Below are 17,091 nucleotides of genomic sequence, written 5' to 3'. Positions count from 1 at the left end.
GTCGTCTCGGGAAATCGCGTTGTCACTGTCTTCGCGTCGCCACCGGCCGAGGTCTTACCTCCCGAGAGCGGTCAATACCATCGGACACATGGCGGCGTCGGATCGCGGCATCGGGGAGAACCAGGCCACCCTCGCCTCGGCCGACGCGGAGTCGGCCGAGTGGCTGCGTACGCTCGGCGGCTCAGGAGCGGAGCGGGAGGCGGCCGTGGAACGGCTGCACGCGATCCTGCTGCGCGTGGCGGGCAACGAGGTGCGCAGGCGCGCTCCACGGCTGCGTCTGTCCGGACCCGAACTGGACGACGTGGCTCACCAGGCCGCGGCCGACGCCCTGCTTGCCGTGATCGCGAAGCTCGGCCAGTTCCGCGGGGAGAGCCGGTTCACCACCTGGGTCTACAAGTTCGCCGTGCTGGAGGTGTCGGCCAAGCTCGGGCGCCACTTCTGGCGCGATCCGGGAGTACCGCTGGAGGGCGAGGACTGGGAGCGCCTGCCCGGCCGGTTGGGGTTCGACCCAGCCGAACGCTCCGAGTGGCACGACCTGCTCGCCGCGCTGCGCCGGGCCGTGGACGAGGAGCTCACCGAACGGCAGCGCCAGATCTTCGTCGCGATCGTGCTCAAGGGCGTCCCGGCGGACGCCGTGGCCGTCGAGCTGGGCACGAACCGCAACGCCGTTTACAAGACGATGTTCGACGCCAGGCGGAAGCTGCGCGCCGCGCTCGTCGCCGGAGGTTATCTGGACATCGGCATCCGAGGACGGTCATGAACGGCTGGGACGAACTCGACCGGTTCCTGCGCACCGACCCGCGCGACGTGGGCTGCGATAAGGCGATGGAACTGCTCCACGTGTACGTCGAACTCGTGGCGCGGCACCCGGACGCGGCACGGGAGCGATATCCGGGTATCGCCGTCCACCTGCGCGCCTGCGGTCCCTGCAACGAGGATTTCGAGGGCCTGCTGGCCGCGGTGGCCGACTCGATCTAGCGCAACGCGTGGAGGCAGAGGTCGACAACGGCGTCGGCGTACGCCGCGTCCAGGGGCTGTCCCGACACCAGCAGGCGATAGTGCAGCGGCGCGAAGACGAGGTCGAGAGCCGTGTCCGGATCGACGTCGGCGCGGACGGCCCCGGCCCGCTGCGCCTCGCGCAGCGCCTGCCGCACGGGTGCCCGCCGGGGCTCGAACCACTGCTCCGCCATGGCACGGGCCAGGTCGGGGTCGGTCTGCGCGGCGCCGATCAGTTCGCGTAGCCGGCTTCCCCCGGCCCCGTCCACGTACAGGGTGAGGAATCCGTGCGCGTAGGCGCGCAGGATGGCGGCGAAGCCGCCGTCGGCGGGGAAGGGGCCGATGCTCACCTTGTCGAGGAACGCCTCGAAGACGACCGCCCCCTTGGAGGGCCACCACCGGTACAGCGTCTGCCGCCCCACACCCGCCCTGGCGGCGATGCCGCCCATGGTGACCGACTGGTAGCCGTTCTCCACGAACAGCGCGTACGCGGCGTCGAGGATCGCCCGCCAGGACTCCTGGCTGCGGCGGGCGGGATCGGCGGGCACGGGCTCACTGTAGCCGAGGAAGAGACGAGACATCTCGTCTCGTGTACGGTTGACGCGAGACGAGGCATCTCGTCTCGCGTATGAGACTCGTGAAGGAGGAACGCGCTGTGAACGGAAACCCCGCCACCACCGTCGGACGCGGCTTCACCGTGGAACGCCGCGACCGATGGTCTATGTGTACGCCCGACGGGACTCCGTTCCTGTCCATCGGGGTCGTCCATGCGGACGACACCAACCTGCGATATTCGCACAACATCGGGATCTACCGGACGCGGTACGGAGGATCACGCCGGTGCTGGCTGCGTGAGGGACTGGTGCCCGAGATGAGGTCGTGGGGGTTCAACACGATCGGCTGGACCTCGGAATACGTCAGCGGCGCCGGCCTCGCCACAGAGGGCGGCGCCGTCGACCTCGGACACTCGGACGGCCTGCCGCCCGACGAGCTCGCCGGGGCGGGCCTGCCGTACACGCTGTCGCTGCGGGTGGCCGAGATCGAGCTGTGGAACGGGTCGCCGGCCTACCGCGATCCCCGTGCGCCGGCCTTCGCGGAGTGGTGCGACCACCTGGCCAGGACGCTGTGCCGCCCGGACGACCCGAACCTGCTCGGCTACTTCCTCGTCGACGTGCCCTGCTGGGGCCCGCACCCCGCGGGCGGCGGCTACCCGGCCGACGAGCTGCCCGCGATCGCGGAGGCCTACTATCGCGTCGCCACCGAGGCGATCCGGCGTCACGACCCCCACCACCTGATCCTCGGCGACCGTTACGGCACCCGGGCCGGGGTGCCCGAGCCGGTGCTCGACGCCATGGCGCCGTACGTCGACGTGCTGTCGGTGCAGGCGTTCCCCCCTCCCGGGCCCGGCCACCTCGACGCGGCGCTCGACCGCATCGGCCGGTGGCACGAACGCACCACCCGGCCCGTCCTGATCGCCGACACGGGCAACTGGTGCCCGACGACGATGAGCCCGGGCCGTACGGGCTCCTGCCGCGACCAGCGGGAACGCGGAGCGGGTTACACGGCGGCGGCCGAGGCGTTCGCCGCCCGCCCGTGGTGCCTGGGCTGGCACTGGTGCAGCTGGATCGAGAACCCCCACCGCGGATTCGGGCTGAAGGACCCGTGGGACGAGCCCTACCGCGACCTCGTCGACGCGGTGACCGAGACCAACCACCGGCTGAGCGGGCGTCTATCCACGCCGGCGCCCGGCCCGCAGCCGTACGGCGATCGTGGCGAACGCCGTCACGAGCGCGATCAGGCCCAGGACGACGAGCAGGTTGCGCCCGTAGTCCAGCGGCAGGAGTGAAGGATTGTCGGCCCGGCGACCGAAACCGGTGACCATCGGCAGGGCGAGGAAGGACAGCACGGCCGCGACGATCAGCCCGGCCCGCACCGGTGCCGGCTCGCGCAGCCGCCCGACGGCCACGCCGGTGAGCAGGACGAACGGCACGAGCACCCCGTCGTGCGCCACGACCAGACCGCCGAACCACAGGGCCCAGCCGAGCGGGTCGGTGAGGCGGGCGTCCACGACCAGGCCGGCGAGCCCGGTGACGACGAGGCCGCCGCCGATTCCGTACCCCAGCAGGCGCGGTGCGTTCACGCCGTTCTTCACGCGGCCACCACCTTCGACACCCATTTGGTCTGCAGCGCGCCCGGCCGGTTCGGCGCGATCAGCCGTACGGGGAAACCGTGGTCGGGCGCGAGCGGCTCGCCGCCGACCCGCAGCGCCAGCAGCGTGAGCGGGTCGCCCCAGTGCGGTGCCCGCACCTCGCTCGACCGGTATCCCCCGCCCCTTTCCAGCGACTCGACGGTGAGGACGGCGTCCGGTGCGACACCGGCCATGGCCGCGAGATCGCGCAGCCGGACCCCCGACCACTCGGCCTCCGCGCTCCAGCCCTCCACGCAGGCGATCGGCAGCCGGACGGTGTGCTGCGGGAGCCGCAGCAGGTCGGCGTACGTCAGGGACAGCGGCGTGCCGACCGCGCCGGTCACGGTTAGCCGATACCCCGGATCGTGGATCATCGCGGTCACTCCCGCCGCCGCGGCGGACCTGTTGACCGGGAGGCCCTGCGGGCCGACGCGGGGGTCGCGGGGCGCCAGCAGGGCGAGCCCGGACAGCGGCGCGTACGTCTCGCCCACCGTGAACAGGACGGTGAGGCCCGACGCGGCGGCCACGGTGCCGAGGAAACGCCGCCGCGCCGTCACCGTCTCCCGCGGCTCGACCTCTTCCCGCGTCCACAACCACCTGCGCACCTTCGCCCATTCGTTCACGACGTGAATGACCAGGGCCCCGTAGAGGAGGTACGCCGTCCAGTAATGCGCGGCCGGGAAGGAGAACGGCCACAGGTAAACGTACGAGACATTGAGCAGACCGGTTATCAGCTGGAACAGCGAAGCGCCGACGAGAACGAGCACGAGCGCGCGTTCCACGGCGTGGGAGAACGACCGGAAAGGCGGCCACTGCCAAAGCTTCGGATAAACGGTCCAGAGTTTCGCGAAAAGCAGCGGAATCGTCGCCAGCCCGCCGATCACGTGGATGCCCTGCGTGACCCGGTAGAGCCCGACCGGCCGGGACGGCCATGCCAGGCGGCCTGGCGGATGCTGCGTGAAGTGGCTGAACAGACCGGTGACGAAGGCGGCGGTGAAACTGATCCCGAGCCACAGACCGAGCCGGGCGGCCACCCGCTCGGAGTGCAGCGCGCTGCCGAAACGGCCGGGCACACCCCGCGCCAGCGTTTCGATCCGTTCCCTCATCACAGAACCACGGGCCATCGTCCGGCCTCTTTCTCCCGGAACAGCGGTGAATGGCGATCCGCGCCGGAAAGGAAATTCGGAAGCACAGTCGCGACCGTACCGGCGCCAAGGCCCGCGAATGCTTACGGACCGGTGACGAGCAGCCGGGGGCGGCCGGCGCGGAGCAGGACGGCCACGAGGTCTCTCACCCGGCCGCCGGCGGACGCTCGCGGGGCGAGGAGCGTGACCCCGGAGGGCGAGGGCCGTACGAAACGTTCACCGTGACACCTGCGGGAACCCGAAATTTTTCGGAACAACTGTGGCCTGTGTCGCGGCAGGAGAGATGTTGACACTCGTGTGCCGCGCCTTGTCTGCCGCGCCTCCCGTGAAGTAACTGGTGATCGTGGCTCTTGACGTACCACGGGCATGTTCCTAGGGTCTGCATTACTTTCGTAACACCACCGAAACTTTTCGGGCGTCACCGTCGTTCGAAGATGGAGTCACCGTGGTCAACCGAAGCCGGCGCCCACGCCGGGCACGTCTTCTCGCGATCCCGCTGGCCGCGATAGGTCTGGTGCTGGGCATGGCGTTTCCGGCCCAGGCGGACAACCCGACTCCCACTGTCGTCGACTCCACCCGCGCCGGCGGGATGTCGGTCGGCTTCACCTTCGATGACGGCCCGAACCCTCCCGACACGCTGCGCCTGCTGGGGGCGCTGCGCGAGCACCACGTGAAGGCGGTCTTCTGCCTCTGGGGTGACCACGTGCGGCAGCACCCGGAGGTCGTCCGGCGGATCGCCGCCGACGGGCACACGCTCTGCAACCACGGCATGCACCACGACGACATGGCGAACTGGCCGGCGGAGCGGATCCGCGCCGACCTGATGGAGACGAGCGCGGCGATCCGCGCGGCGGTGCCGGGAGCACGCATCCCGTACTTCCGGGCCCCGTACGGCAGTTGGGGGCGGACGCCGGCCGTCGCAGCCGATCTCGGCATGCAGGCGCTGGGCTGGCGTCTCGCCATCGGGGACTGGGATCCGCCGGGCACCGCCGAACTCGTACGCCGTCTGCGCGAGGGAATCACGCCTGGCGCGGTGGTCCTCATGCACGACGGCGGCGGGGACCGGAGTCAGACCGTCGACGCGGTCTCCTCCGTCATCCCCGCTCTCCGGTCCGAGGGATGGCACCTGTCACTGCCGGCCCGGCGGGGCTGACCTGACCGCAGTACCCATCAACCCGCACTTTCACCCCGAGGAGTTCGTGTGCTTCGTTCCGCACTGTCCATCGGCCTCGTGAGCGCCACGGTCCTGCTGGGCGGGGTGACTCTCACCGCCTCGGCCTCGGCGGCGCCCGCACCTCCCGCCGCCGGCCCCGGCAAGCCCACCCCCTATCCGGCGGACTCGCTGCGCGCGCTCGGCGACCGGGTCGGCCTGCGCATCGGCACCGCCGTGAACATGGACGAACTCGGCACCAACGCCGAGTACACCAAGATCACGGCCGAGCAGTTCTCCAGCGTCACCGCCGAGAACGTGATGAAGTGGCAGCTCGTCGAGCCCACCCGCGGCACGTACGACTGGGCCGCGGCCGACGAGCTGGTCGCCTTCGCGAAGAAGAACAAGCAGCTGGTCCGCGGCCACACGCTGGTGTGGCACAGCCAGCTGCCCACCTGGCTCTCCTCCGACGGCTACACCACCACGCTGTCCAACAGCGAGCTGAAGGCCCTGCTCAAGAAGCACGTCCAGGACCAGGTGAAGCACTTCAAGGGCGACATCTGGCAGTGGGACGTCGTCAACGAGGCCTTCGACGACGAAGGAAAGCCCCGCGAGACCGTCTGGTACAAGGCGTGGGGCGGCCTGGGCTACATCGCCGACGCCTTCCGCTGGGCGCGCGAGGCCGACCCCAAGGCCCTGCTGTTCTACAACGACTACAACCTCGAGTTCACCGGGCCGAAGAGCAACGCGGTGTACGACTTCGTCAAGACCCTGCAGGCCCAGCGCGTGCCGATCGACGGCGTCGGCTTCCAGGGCCACCTGGCCACCCAGTACGGCTTCCCCGACCTGCAGAACAACCTGCAGCGCTTCGCCGACCTCGGCCTGAAGGTGGCCGAGACCGAGGTGGACGTCCGCACGTTCACCGAGCCCGCGCCTAACGTGAACACCCCGACCAGCCCGCTCGCGCCGTACGCGCAGGAGAGCTACTGGTCCCGCGCGCTGAAGGCCTGCCTGGCCGTGCCCGAGTGCATCTCGTTCACGCCGTGGGGCTTCGGCGACACGTACTCCTGGATTCCCGGCTGGTTCACCAACCCGCAGGAGGGTGCCGCCCTGCTGTACGACGCCGACCTGAAGCCCAAGTCGCAGTACTACGTGATCCAGCAGGACCTCGCCCTCGCCGCGGGCGCTCCGCGCCGCGCCCCCGGCGGTCCGGGCCGTCCCTGACCCACACCCCCGCACGCACGGGGCCGCATCTCTCAGGGGGCGGCCCCGTGCGTCGCGGAGCTAGAGGACGTACGGCGTCGTGCGCGCGCACATCATCACGTGTCGCCGCGGAGCTTGAGGATGTACGCCGCCGTGAGCGCCACGGCACGGTCGTCGTCATGCGACAGCTCCGCGAGCGCACGCGTCGTCGTCGGGCCCGGAATGTCCGCCAGCGCCTGGGTCACCCGCAACCGTGCGGGTGCCCCGGCGGCGCCGCGGGGGAGACGGCCGACGAGCCGGCCGGCGATCTGTTCCGCCCGATCCTCGTCACCTGCCAGCGCGCCGAGCGCGTCCGCCGCGTCGGTGTCGTTCACCCCGTCGACGATCATCTCGATGAGCGTCGGGACCCCGTCCGCCACTCCACGTGCCGCGAGCGCCAGAGCCGCGTACCTGCGGACCACGACGTCGGGGTTCGTGAGCGCGTCGCGCAGCAGCGCGGTCGCGGCGTCGTCCGGGATCTCGGCGATGGACTGGACGGCGCGTTTGCGCACCTTGGCCACGGTGGAGGCGAGCCCCTCCGCCAGCGGCGCCAACGCGCCCTCGCCCGATCGCGCCAGAGCCCAGCGGAGGGCTCCGGCGACGTTCGGGTCGGACTCGCGCAACGCCGCCTCGACCAGCGCCTCCACCGGCGTCTCTCCTGCCGACGACAGGGCCGACGACAGGGCCGCGCGCTGGCGCTTACCCGCGCTCTCCGACCCAAGAGCCTGGAGGAGCGCGACGGTCCGCAGGACGTCCTCCCAGTCGGCGGGTTCGGCCGCGCCGATCCGGCGCAGCCGCGTCAGCAGCTCCGTCTCCCGCGCGATGCGTTCCCGCGTCTCGCGGATGAGGTCCTCGACGAGCTCCGCCGGAGTGAAGGCCGGATCGTCCAGCGCGCGCCCGACCTCACGCAGCGACAGCCCCAACGACCGCAGGCTCTCGATATGGAAGATCCGCTGGATGTCCTCGCCGGAGTACTCCCGGTAGCCGGCCTCGCTACGACCCGTCGGCCGCACCAGGCCGAGCGACTCGTAATGCCTGAGCATGCGGGCGCTGACTCCGGACCGTCGTGCCACATCGCCGATCAACACCGCTCCGTCACTCCTCCCGGCCTGCCGTACCGAGGGCGACGATGCGCTTCGCCTCCTCGATCGCGAATTCGAATCCCGCGTCCGGGTCGCGCGACAACCGCTCGGTCGCGATCGCGTGCTGCCGTACGCGGGGATCGGGGTCCGTCGTCGCGGCGCGCAACACCGGCGTGATCACCTCGCCGAGCGCGATCAGCGCACGGCTGAGGCTCAACCGCGTCTCACGCTCGCCGCGCCCGAGCTGCGTCGCCAGCACCGCAGCCAGCCCAGTTTCCTCACCTTCGGGCACGAGCACGACCGCCGCCCGCCAGGCGCTCCGCGCCACCTCGTCGTCCGCGTCGGTCAGCAGCTCCCGGGTGATCGCCGGCCACGCCCCCCGATCCCCGATCTTGGACAGCGTGTGCAACGCCTGGCTCCGCGCCTGGGCGCGTTCGGAACGGAGCTCGCCGACGAGCCTCGGGACCGTCTCCGACGGCGCGTGGCGGGTGAGCGCCCAGGTGAGCATGTCGCGCACGTAGAAGTCGGGCTCGACCGCGCATCGCTCGACGAGCTTGTCGACGAAGCGCGAGTCGGGCGCCGTCCCGACCGCCATCACCGCCTGCAGCCGCACCGCGGCGCTGCCGTTCTCCAGCCCCTGGAGCGCTCGGGTCGTGTTCGTGTCCTGTTTCGGCATGGCCATCGGGACCACCTCCTCGGACACAGTGAAGGGCTTGTCACTGTGTCAAGGTCAAGCGCAGCCCCGCCAGAGCTTGCATGCCTGCTCTATCGGCCGGATTCCTCGAGCTCGGCGACATCCTTCGCGCGGCTCGGCAGGAGCACGGCGGTGACGACCACGGCCAAGGACAGCACCGCGGAGACGACGAAGGCCAGCCGCATGCCGTCGAGGTTCGCCGGCACCTCAGGGACCCCCGCGGATCGCAGAGCGTCGGCCCGCGCGCTCATCACGGTGATCACCAGCGCCGTGCCGAAGGCCGCGGCGACCTGCTGCAGGGTGTTCAGGATCGAACTGCCGTGGGAGTAGAGCTTCCGGGGAACCGCTCCGAGCCCGATGGTGAACACCGGGGTGAAGGTCGCGGCCAGGCTCACCATCAACAGCGCGTGCAGCCCCAGAAGCTGCCAGTACGGCATGGTCATGGTGACCTGGGTGAGACCGGCGAGCGCGAGCGTGATCCCGATCGCGCCGGGAATGACCAGGACCCGGCCACCGAACCGGTCGAACAGGCGGCCGACGGTCGGCCCGAGCAGCCCCATCGCGAGGCCGCCCGGCATCACGAGGAGCCCGGTCTCCAGAGCGCTGAGCTGGCGGACGTTCTGCAGGTACAACGGCAGCAGGATCATCGAGCCGAGCATCGCCATGAAGGACACCGACATGAGGATCAGCGCGATCGTGTACGCGCGGTGGCGCAGGGTCCGCAGGTCCAGCAGCGGCTCGCCGCGCTTCTGCAGAGCCACCTGGCGGACCACGAAGACGGCGATGGCGGCCAGGCCCGCTCCCACGATCGCGACGGCCACGCGACTGTCACCGCCCTCGAACCGGCTGAGCCCGTAGACCAGCCCGCCGAAACCGGCGGCGGCGGTCACGACGCTCAACCAGTCGATCGCACCGGCCTCGGTGTCGCCCACGTTCTCGAGCTGCTTGAGGCCGCGCCATGTGATCAACGCCGCGATGGGGAGCACCACGGCGAACAGCAGCCGCCAGGACCCGAAATGGAGGATCACACCGGAGACCGTCGGGCCCATCGCGGGCGCGACCGAGATGGCCAGGGAGACGTTGCCCATCACTCGGCCGCGCTGCGCCTCCGGCACCACCTGCATCAACGTGGTCATCAGCAGCGGCAACATCACTGCCGTCCCCGACGCCTGGACGACGCGTGCGCCCAGCAGCACCTCGAACGACGGCGCGACGGCGGCCAACGCCGTGCCGAACAGGAACAACCCCATCGCGGTGGCGTACGCGGCACGGGTGGACACCCGCTGCAGGAACCATCCGGTGATCGGGATCACGGCGGCCATGGTCAACATGAAGGCGGTCGAGAGCCACTGCGCGGTCTGCTCGGTGATGTGCAGCGCGTCCATCAGCCGCGGGATCGCGTTGATCATGATCGTCTCGTTGAGGATGACCACGAACGAGGCGAGCACCAGCAACCGGATCACAGGCGGGGTGCGGCCCGAGACAGGGGTCGCGGGACCGGCAGGGGAATCAAGCTGTGCGACGGACACGGCACCTCGATCAGCGTTGGCAGGGTATGAGCTGGTCATGGCTGGCGTCCCAGCCGGGGCCCCACGGGGTTCGTGGGCACGGCAAGCCTGACAGCCACCACCGACAAACTCGTCGCCCGCACTCAGAATTCCGGCAAGCGATGCGAAATGTCACCAGGTTTTCCCCGGGCCGACTCCGCCTGCGGATGTCGCGCACCTCTCATCTACCGGGGGGCCGTGTCAGGCCCGGACCGTACGAGCCGGGCGACGAAGTCGTCGACCATGGCGATCTGTACGTCCTCGGGGAAGCGCCCGGGGTCGAAGAGCGCCTGGACGACGAGTCCGTGTACGAACGCGACGGCAGCGGCGGCCAGTTGGCCGAGGTCGGCGTCTGCGGGGATCTCCCCGAGGCCGCGTGCCGTCTCGAGGTGGGGGTGGAAGCTGTCGCGCAACCTCGCGTAGCGGTCGCCCTGTTGGGAGGACAGCACGTCGTCGGCGAGGGAGAGGTCCCAGGAGCTGACCCAGATGCGGTTGCGGGCGGTGCCGGCCGGGGTGAGCGGCAGGATGTCGAGCAGCATGGCCCGCACGGTGGGCAGGCCATCGGCGGGAGGCGTCCGGCGTGGGCGTCCAGCGGTGTCCTGTTCCAGCAGGTCCAGCGCGTGCGTGACAAGGGCCCGTTTGCTCGGGAAGTAGTGCGTCAGCAGGCCGGTCGAGACGCCCATCTCCGCGGCGACGGCGCGCAGCGTCAGGCCGCCGAACCCTTTGACGGCGAGGACCTGCCACACCGCCTCGGACACGTCCTTGCGGCGGGCTTCGTGATCTCCGGGTGCGGGTGGGGGCATGCTGCTAGCCTACGTACCAAACGATTGTTACGCACGCACTTCGCCATGTGCCCGCCGACGGCCTCCGTACCGGCGGCCTCACCCCGTTTCCCTCACCGGCCTGAAACCTGGAGGGCAGAACGCCCATGTTCACTCTCGCGCTCGGAGACCACGCTCAACTCCGCCCTCTGGAACCCTGGCAGGCACCGGAGTTCCTCGCGCACATCGACCGGGCCCGCCCCCTGGTCGACCCGTGGATCCCCTGGGCGTCACTCACCACCGACCTGCCCTCGGCCACGACGACCCTCCAGCGCTACGCCGACCTCCTGGCCTCCGACAGCGGCCGGATCTACGGGATATGGCTAAACGGTGAGCTGGTCGGCGGCGTCATGTTCACCCGCTTCGACACCGCTTCGGGAGTGTGCGAGATCGGCTGCTGGCTTGAGGAGGCCGGGCAGGGTCACGGACTGGTGACCCGCGCGTGCCGGGCGCTGATCGGCTGGGCTTTCGCCGAACGCGGGATGAGCCGGGTCGAGTGGTGGGTCTCCTCGGACAACACGCGTAGCATCGCGTCCGCGCGCCGCCTGGGCATGACCCGGGACGGCGTGCTCCGGCGGCGTTATCCGTACCGCGGGCTGCGGCAGGACAGCGAGGTGTGGTCCGTCCTGGCGGAGGAGTGGCCGCCGGCAGCGGGGCCGGCCGCGTCCGGATCAGGAATCCAGGCCGAACTCGACCGACTGATGAGCCTGTTCATGAACTCGTTCACCAACACCGGCGGCAGGCGACCCGATCTGGACATCATCCGCGACCTGTTCGTGCCGGAGGGAAGGATCATCTCGAACGCCGGGGACGAACCCGTGATCATGGACGTGGACGCGTTCATCGAACCGCGCCAGAAGATGCTCACCGACGGAACGCTGACGGAGTTCTCCGAGTGGGAGGTCTCCGAGCGCACGGAGATCTTCGGATCGGTCGCTCACCGGTTCAGCGAGTACGCCAAGTCCGGTGTCCAGGACGGAGAACGCTTCGAGGGACACGGCCACAAGACCACCCAGTTCCTTCGCACCCGAGCAGGCTGGAGAATGGCCTCGATGGCCTGGGACGACGAATGAGGGCAACACCTCACATGTGGTCCAGGATCATTTGCTTGCCAGAGCCACGATTCAGCCGTTACCAACAGACGAACCCGTACGTACTCCGGAGTGACGAGCATCCGGGTCGGCTTCCCAGGCTCGCAGCCAGTGGTCGTACTCGCCTACAAGATCATTTCGTGCATATTCCGTGAGCAGCGGCCGAGAGCCGCTCAGGGTGGCGCACGGCTGGAACGATCAACGGCGTCTGAACCGAGCGAAGTCGCTGGTCAGACGCCGTTCTGGCTGGTTGAGCGGAGAGCGTGGGATTCGAACCCACGAGACCGGTCACCCGGCCTAGCGGTTTTCAAGAGCACTACGGATATCTCGCCCGGAATGGCCTTGACCTGCGGCTCAGCCTCAAGCGGAGGCTTGGCCCAGCAAGATCATCCCGCGCATATCCCGCGCTCAGGGCCGTCCAGCAGCCCTGTCCGTGTGCCGGCTGGCGGACCGCTCGCGGGACGTCCGCCCTGCTCTGGCGGTAGATACGGACTGACGGGATGCGACTACGTAAGGGGCTGTTGCTGTACGGCGCTGCTGTACAGCAACTGCCGTGAGATGCGGTGGCTGTCTCGGATCATCCAGCCCGGAAAGATAATTCTCCGGGCACCCTCTCCCCGTGTAGATAGTGGTCTGGTCACTAGTAGGCCGCGACGGCGGCAAAGTAGAGGCCGAGGCTGGTTGCCCCGGCGCTGGCGCCAGTGAGGATCGCCGGGGCGGTACCGACGCCGGAGGCGCGGGCGACCAGGTACGCGGTGATCGCGATGTTGAGCGCGATGGACACCGCCAGCAGCAGGGACAGGATCTGTGCCAGGTTCATCCGAGGGCTCCCGAGGTCATTGGTGAGCGGCCCTGTGGGTGCCAGGGTCCAGTGGATGAAGCTGAGGTTCACTGTCCAGTGGGCCGTCCAGTAAGAGTCACATCGCAGGTCGGACACATCGGGGTGAGATGGGCTGCTCGCGGGCTTAAAGTGAACGGCACGGGGAGGGCCGTTGCGGACGAGTGTCCAGAGGGCGGATTGGACACCCTGCCCGGACGTCCCTGGAGGGCAGGAGAGCGGGCGAGGGACGGAACGCGATGGCACACGCTGCGGTCGGACCGGGCCAGGAGGACTACGCGTCGCTGATCACCCAGCTGGCTGCCTTCCGCAACGACCGGCTGAACCACCAGCCCTCAGACCGCGCGCTGGCCAGGGCCGCCGGGGTGAGGCCGAGCACGATCGGCAACTGGCTGCGCGGTGAGCACTTCCCCCAGAAGATCGATTCACTCTTGGCGGTGCTGCGTGCAGTGCGGGTGCAGGCCGAAGGGGTACGGCTGGCCGGCGACCCGGCGGTGGCCGCCCTGCTGCATGAGGAGCAGTGGCGGCGTGTTCATCGGGCCGAGGCGGCCCGCCGCGCCGACGGCACGCGTACCGCGGTGCAGGCCGCGCAGGGACGGGCTGTGCTGGAACAGCTCCAGCCGGGCTGGCCGCTTTCCGAGGTGACCGACCCGTTCCGGTTCAACCTGGAGGTTCACCACGCGATCGATGCCCCGATCGCCGGTCTGCCCCAGCTTCCGGCGTACGTCCCGCGCGAGCATGATCGGGCGCTGGGCGAGGTGGTGGCGGCCGCCGCCGCGGGGACCAGCGGCATCGCGGTGCTGGTCGGCGGGTCCTCTACCGGCAAGACCCGCGCCTGTTGGGAAGCCCTCACCCTGCTGCGGGAATCCGACCAGCCGTGGCGGCTGTGGCATCCCATCGATCCCACCCGCCCCGACGCTGCCCTCGCCGAACTCCACAACATCGCGCCGTACACCGTGGTGTGGCTGAACGAGGCCCAGTTGTACCTGGCGCCGGAGAAGGTGGGTGAGCAGGTCGCCGCGGGCTTGCGCGAGCTGCTGCGCGACCGGCAGCGCCGCCCGGTACTGATTCTTGCCACCTTGTGGCCGAACCACTGGGACACCCTGAGCACCCGCAGGGACCCGGATGCACATGCCCACGCTCGGGAGCTGCTGGACGGCCACGACATCCGCGTGCCGGATGCGTTCGCCGGGGCCGCCCTGGATGCGCTGGCGGGCCTGACCGGCGAAGATCCCCGCCTGGGTGAGGCCGCCGAGCACGCCGAGGATGGTCAGATCACCCAATACCTGGCGGGGGTGCCAGTCCTGCTGGCCCGCTATGCCCAGGCCGTGCCTGCCACCGAAGCGCTGATCCACGCCGCCATGGACGCCCGCCGCCTCGGCGCCGGGCTGCACCTGCCGCTGGCGCTGCTGGCCGACGCCGCACCCGGCTACCTCACCGACACCCAGTGGCACCAAACCGGCGAGGATTGGCTGCAAGAGGTTTTGGACTACGTCACCCGGCCTTGTAAGGGTATCCCCGGCATTCTGGTCCCGGTCAAGCCCGGCGCCTCCCGCAACCAGCGGACCCGCCCAACCGCCCACCATGCCGCCACGCGGCCACGGCCGGGGCCGCTGTACCAGCTGACCGATTACCTCGACCAGCACGGCCGCCGCCACCGCGCTGACCAGATCCCCCCCCATCGACTTCTGGACCGCGACCGCTTCCCACGCCCATCCCCCCGACCTGACCGCGCTCGGCGACGCCGCCTGGGACCGCGGCCTGTATCGCGACGCCGCTCAACTCCACAAGAAGGCCACCGAGCACGGCTACACGGTGGCCGCCACCGCCCTCATCAGAAACCTGTACGCCCTGCACCCAGGCGACCACCGCCCCGCCACCTGGGTGGCCAACCACGCCGCCCTGGACAACCCCTACGCGGTGGCCAACCTGCTGGGGGCGTTACGCAAGGCCAGAGCGCACGAGCAGGCCGCCGCGCTGCTGGCCCGTGACCCCGCCGCCCACGCCACCCTGGACGACCCCAGAGCCGTGGCCTTCCTGCTGGGGGCATTGCGCAAGGCCAGAGCGCACGAGCAGGCCGCCGCGCTGGCCGACCGCGCCGCCGCCCACGCCACCCTGGACAACCCCAGAGCCGTGGCCTTCCTGCTGGGGGCATTGCGCAAGGCCAGAGCGCACGAGCAGGCCGCCGCGCTGCTGGCCCGTGACCCCGCCGCCCACGCCGCCCTGGACGACCCCGGCGCCGTGGCCTTCCTGCTGGGGGCGTTGCGCAAGGCCGGAGCGCACGAGCAGGCCGCCGCGCTGGCCGACCGCGCCGCCGCCCACGCCACCCTGGACAACCCCAGAGCCGTGGCCTTCCTGCTGGGGGCATTGCGCAAGGCCGGAGCGCACGAGCAGGCCGCCGCGCTGCTGGCCCGTGACCCCGCCGCCCACGCCGCCCTGGACGACCCCAGAGCCGTGGCCTTCCTGCTGGGGGCATTGCGCAATGCCGGAGCGCACGAGCAGGCCGCCGCGCTGCTGGCCCGTGACCCCGCCGCCCACGCCGCCCTGGACGACCCCAGAGCCGTGGCCTTCCTGCTGGGGGCATTGCGCAATGCCGAAGGGCACGAGCAGGCCGCCGCGCTGCTGGCCCGTGACCCCGCCGCCCACGCCGCCCTGGACGACCCCAGAGCCGTGGCCTTCCTGCTGGGGGCGTTGCGCAATGCCGGAGCGCACGAGCAGGCCGCCGCGCTGGCCGACCGCGCCGCCGCCCACGCCACCCTGGACAACCCCAGAGCCGTGGCCGACCTGCTGGGGGCGTTGCGCAAGGCCGGAGCGCACGAGCAGGCCGCCGCGCTGCTAGCCCAGCGGCTTCCTACCGCAGTGCGATTCGATGCGTTCCTTAAAATGGGTGATCACCAGGAACAGTTTCGGTTTGGGCGGGAACCGAATCAAAGCGCCGCTGCCGCTTGGGGGTGGGAGGACTTGGAGTAACCACAGGTCGGCGTTCGGGTGGAGCTGTGCCGTTCGAACGCTCCCCATCTCATAACCAGCTGCACGACCAACCGGTCTGAACTGTAGAGGAGTAATGCTCTGCTACGGCTACGACGTGAACCCGGAGGGCGGTAGCTTGCGCTGGTGCAACGACCACCGGCGGGTGCGCTGATCGCTGCATGTCGAACAAGGGTGGGAGCGTCGCGGGCGCCTTCGTCTACCGCTGCGGCTATGGCGTCTCAGCGCCAACGCCGCGACCTTGCGACCCCCACTCCTCTCGCACCGGCACCCTCGGCTGGTCGGCCTGAGGGTGCCGGGCGCTCGGCGAATCAACCTCCAAAGAACAGCGGAGGTTGTCCCGTAGCTCGTAGAACTTGAAGTGGCCGTCCCCGTCTCGGGCCCTACCTGGTGGTAGGTCTCGAGCAATCGCCAAATCACTCCGAGTAAGGAGACGGGGACCGTGAGCAAGACCTACCAGAACAACCGCCGACGCGCCCAGCAAGCCGCCGAAGACGTGGCCGTTCCGCATACCGTGAGCGTGGCCATGGAGCAGATCGCCGCCTCGATGAAGGACGGCCTGCTCGCGCTGGCCGTGCAGTCCGGCCTGGCCGTGATGTTCGCGATGCTGGAGGAAGACGTCACCGCGCTGTGCGGTCCCCGGGGCAAGCACAACCCCGACCGCATCGCGGTCCGGCATGGCAGCGACGCCGGGTCGGTGGTGCTGGGCGGCCGCAGGCTGCCGATCCGCCGCCCCCGCGTACGCAGCGCAGACGGCGCAGGCGAGGTCGCCATCCCGGCCTATGAACTGTTCTCCTCCACCGAGATCCTCAATGAGATGGCGCTCGGCAAGATGCTCGGCAAGCTGTCCACCCGCCGCTACCGGCTCGGGCTTGAGCCGGTCGGCGGCGCCGTCGAGCGCTCCTCCACCGGCACGTCCAAGTCGGCGATCTCACGACGGTTCGTCGCCGCCACCGAGCGCGCCCTGGCGGAGTTGATGTCGGCCGACCTGTCCGGGCTGGATCTGGCCGCGCTCATGCTGGACGGGGTGCACTTCGGCGAGCACACCTGCATCGTGGCGCTGGGGATCGGCATCGACGGCACCAAGCACCCTCTTGCGTTGGTGGAGGGCTCCACCGAGAACGCCACCCTGGCCCGAGAACTCATCGTCGGCCTGCGCGAGCGTGGCCTGAACGTCACCCGCCCGTCCTGGTCGTGCTCGACGGCTCCAAAGCGCTGCGCCGGGCGGTACTGGATGTGTTCGACCACCCGGTGATTCAGCGCTGTCAGCTCCACAAGATCAGGAATGTCCGGGACAAGCTCCCTGAGA

General features: G+C 70.1%; 16 protein-coding genes and 1 pseudogene. 9 read left to right on the top strand and 8 right to left on the bottom strand.

All coding sequences use genetic code 11. From position 1 onward, the window contains the following. Positions 1-88 precede the first annotated feature (88 nt). Complete coding sequence (locus HHX31_RS18915) at positions 89-760, top strand: RNA polymerase sigma factor (RefSeq protein WP_169949645.1); 672 nt, start codon at positions 89-91, stop codon at positions 758-760. Continuing rightward, a complete protein-coding gene (locus tag HHX31_RS18910) occupies positions 757-978 on the top strand; it encodes a hypothetical protein (RefSeq protein WP_169949644.1) in 222 nt (73 codons plus the stop codon). Before HHX31_RS18915 ends, HHX31_RS18910 begins: the two co-directional genes overlap by 4 nt. Here HHX31_RS18910 and HHX31_RS18905 read toward each other — a convergent pair. After that, a complete protein-coding gene (locus HHX31_RS18905) occupies positions 975-1,577 on the bottom strand; it encodes a TetR/AcrR family transcriptional regulator (protein ID WP_169949643.1) in 603 nt (200 codons plus the stop codon). The genes HHX31_RS18910 and HHX31_RS18905 overlap by 4 nt on opposite strands. A 74-nt stretch (positions 1,578-1,651) precedes the next feature. On the opposite strand from HHX31_RS18905, the gene HHX31_RS18900 reads away from it, so the two are divergent. Further along, on the top strand, positions 1,652-2,842 hold the full coding sequence (locus tag HHX31_RS18900) for a hypothetical protein (protein ID WP_211589959.1): 1,191 nt from the start codon (positions 1,652-1,654) through the stop codon (positions 2,840-2,842). On the opposite strand, the gene HHX31_RS18895 is transcribed toward HHX31_RS18900, so the two are convergent. Next, positions 2,726-3,148: a hypothetical protein gene (locus HHX31_RS18895; RefSeq protein ID WP_169949642.1), complete on the bottom strand. Its 423-nt coding sequence runs from the start codon at positions 3,146-3,148 to the stop codon at positions 2,726-2,728. The two genes, HHX31_RS18900 and HHX31_RS18895, sit on opposite strands and share 117 nt — an antisense overlap. Next, positions 3,145-4,290: a molybdopterin-dependent oxidoreductase gene (locus HHX31_RS18890; RefSeq protein ID WP_169949641.1), complete on the bottom strand. Its 1,146-nt coding sequence runs from the start codon at positions 4,288-4,290 to the stop codon at positions 3,145-3,147. Before HHX31_RS18890 ends, HHX31_RS18895 begins: the two co-directional genes overlap by 4 nt. Before the next feature lie 484 nt (positions 4,291-4,774). Between HHX31_RS18890 and HHX31_RS18885 the strand changes: the two genes are divergently transcribed. Both HHX31_RS18885 and HHX31_RS18880 read left to right on the top strand, forming a co-directional pair. Continuing rightward, on the top strand, positions 4,775-5,482 hold the full coding sequence (locus tag HHX31_RS18885) for a polysaccharide deacetylase family protein (RefSeq protein ID WP_311932036.1): 708 nt from the start codon (positions 4,775-4,777) through the stop codon (positions 5,480-5,482). Positions 5,483-5,530: 48 nt separating this feature from the next. Then, a complete protein-coding gene (locus tag HHX31_RS18880) occupies positions 5,531-6,703 on the top strand; it encodes an endo-1,4-beta-xylanase (RefSeq protein WP_169949640.1) in 1,173 nt (390 codons plus the stop codon). A gap of 95 nt (positions 6,704-6,798) precedes the next feature. Here HHX31_RS18880 and HHX31_RS18875 read toward each other — a convergent pair whose 3' ends face one another. The 4 genes from HHX31_RS18875 to HHX31_RS18860 form a co-directional block, all read right to left on the bottom strand. Continuing rightward, positions 6,799-7,794: a HEAT repeat domain-containing protein gene (locus HHX31_RS18875; RefSeq protein WP_311932134.1), complete on the bottom strand. Its 996-nt coding sequence runs from the start codon at positions 7,792-7,794 to the stop codon at positions 6,799-6,801. A 22-nt stretch (positions 7,795-7,816) separates the two neighbouring features. After that, a complete protein-coding gene (locus HHX31_RS18870) occupies positions 7,817-8,485 on the bottom strand; it encodes a HEAT repeat domain-containing protein (RefSeq protein ID WP_169949638.1) in 669 nt (222 codons plus the stop codon). An 83-nt stretch (positions 8,486-8,568) separates the two neighbouring features. Next, entirely contained in the window at positions 8,569-10,026 is a 1,458-nt protein-coding gene (locus HHX31_RS18865; RefSeq protein ID WP_311932034.1) for an MDR family MFS transporter, read from the bottom strand. 203 nt (positions 10,027-10,229) lie between these two features. Further along, positions 10,230-10,847, bottom strand: a complete 618-nt coding sequence (locus HHX31_RS18860; protein WP_169949636.1) for a TetR/AcrR family transcriptional regulator — start codon at positions 10,845-10,847, stop codon at positions 10,230-10,232. Positions 10,848-10,972: 125 nt separating this feature from the next. On the opposite strand from HHX31_RS18860, the gene HHX31_RS35745 reads away from it, so the two are divergent. Then, positions 10,973-11,938, top strand: a complete 966-nt coding sequence (locus HHX31_RS35745; protein ID WP_169949635.1) for a GNAT family N-acetyltransferase — start codon at positions 10,973-10,975, stop codon at positions 11,936-11,938. A 658-nt stretch (positions 11,939-12,596) separates the two neighbouring features. Here the strand turns inward: HHX31_RS35745 and HHX31_RS18850 are convergent. Then, the gene (locus HHX31_RS18850) at positions 12,597-12,776 is read right to left on the bottom strand and encodes a hypothetical protein (RefSeq protein ID WP_169949634.1); all 180 of its coding nucleotides are present in this window, start codon (positions 12,774-12,776) and stop codon (positions 12,597-12,599) included. Between the two features lie 257 nt (positions 12,777-13,033). On the opposite strand from HHX31_RS18850, the gene HHX31_RS18845 reads away from it, so the two are divergent. The 3 genes and pseudogenes from HHX31_RS18845 to HHX31_RS18835 all read left to right on the top strand — a co-directional run. Next, positions 13,034-14,785 carry a hypothetical protein gene (locus HHX31_RS18845; protein ID WP_169949633.1) on the top strand — a complete coding sequence of 584 codons (1,752 nt, stop codon included), beginning with the start codon at positions 13,034-13,036 and terminating at the stop codon, positions 14,783-14,785. Beyond that, positions 14,715-15,764, top strand: coding sequence for a hypothetical protein (locus HHX31_RS18840; RefSeq protein WP_169949632.1), 1,050 nt, complete (start codon positions 14,715-14,717; stop codon positions 15,762-15,764). Before HHX31_RS18845 ends, HHX31_RS18840 begins: the two co-directional genes overlap by 71 nt. A gap of 460 nt (positions 15,765-16,224) precedes the next feature. Next, positions 16,225-17,091: pseudogene (locus HHX31_RS18835) on the top strand (transposase); the annotation flags it as partial.

The sequence above is a fragment of the Microbispora sp. H11081 genome, assembly GCF_012999535.1.
GTDB lineage: Bacteria > Actinomycetota > Actinomycetes > Streptosporangiales > Streptosporangiaceae > Microbispora.
Note: the sequence above shows the minus strand (reverse complement) of the source record. Positions and strands in the feature narration are given on the sequence as shown.

Excerpts from the sequence above, each read along its gene's own strand:
- HHX31_RS18915 (WP_169949645.1), top strand. The coding sequence starts at position 89 with ATGGCGGCGTCGGATCGCGGCATCGGGGAGAACCAGGCCACCCTCGCC.
- HHX31_RS18905 (WP_169949643.1), bottom strand. The coding sequence starts at position 1,577 with ATGTCTCGTCTCTTCCTCGGCTACAGTGAGCCCGTGCCCGCCGATCCC.
- HHX31_RS35745 (WP_169949635.1), top strand. The coding sequence starts at position 10,973 with ATGTTCACTCTCGCGCTCGGAGACCACGCTCAACTCCGCCCTCTGGAA.
- HHX31_RS18890 (WP_169949641.1), bottom strand. The coding sequence starts at position 4,290 with ATGAGGGAACGGATCGAAACGCTGGCGCGGGGTGTGCCCGGCCGTTTC.
- HHX31_RS18910 (WP_169949644.1), top strand. The coding sequence starts at position 757 with ATGAACGGCTGGGACGAACTCGACCGGTTCCTGCGCACCGACCCGCGC.
- HHX31_RS18850 (WP_169949634.1), bottom strand. The coding sequence starts at position 12,776 with ATGAACCTGGCACAGATCCTGTCCCTGCTGCTGGCGGTGTCCATCGCG.
- HHX31_RS18860 (WP_169949636.1), bottom strand. The coding sequence starts at position 10,847 with ATGCCCCCACCCGCACCCGGAGATCACGAAGCCCGCCGCAAGGACGTG.
- HHX31_RS18845 (WP_169949633.1), top strand. The coding sequence starts at position 13,034 with ATGGCACACGCTGCGGTCGGACCGGGCCAGGAGGACTACGCGTCGCTG.
- HHX31_RS18870 (WP_169949638.1), bottom strand. The coding sequence starts at position 8,485 with ATGGCCATGCCGAAACAGGACACGAACACGACCCGAGCGCTCCAGGGG.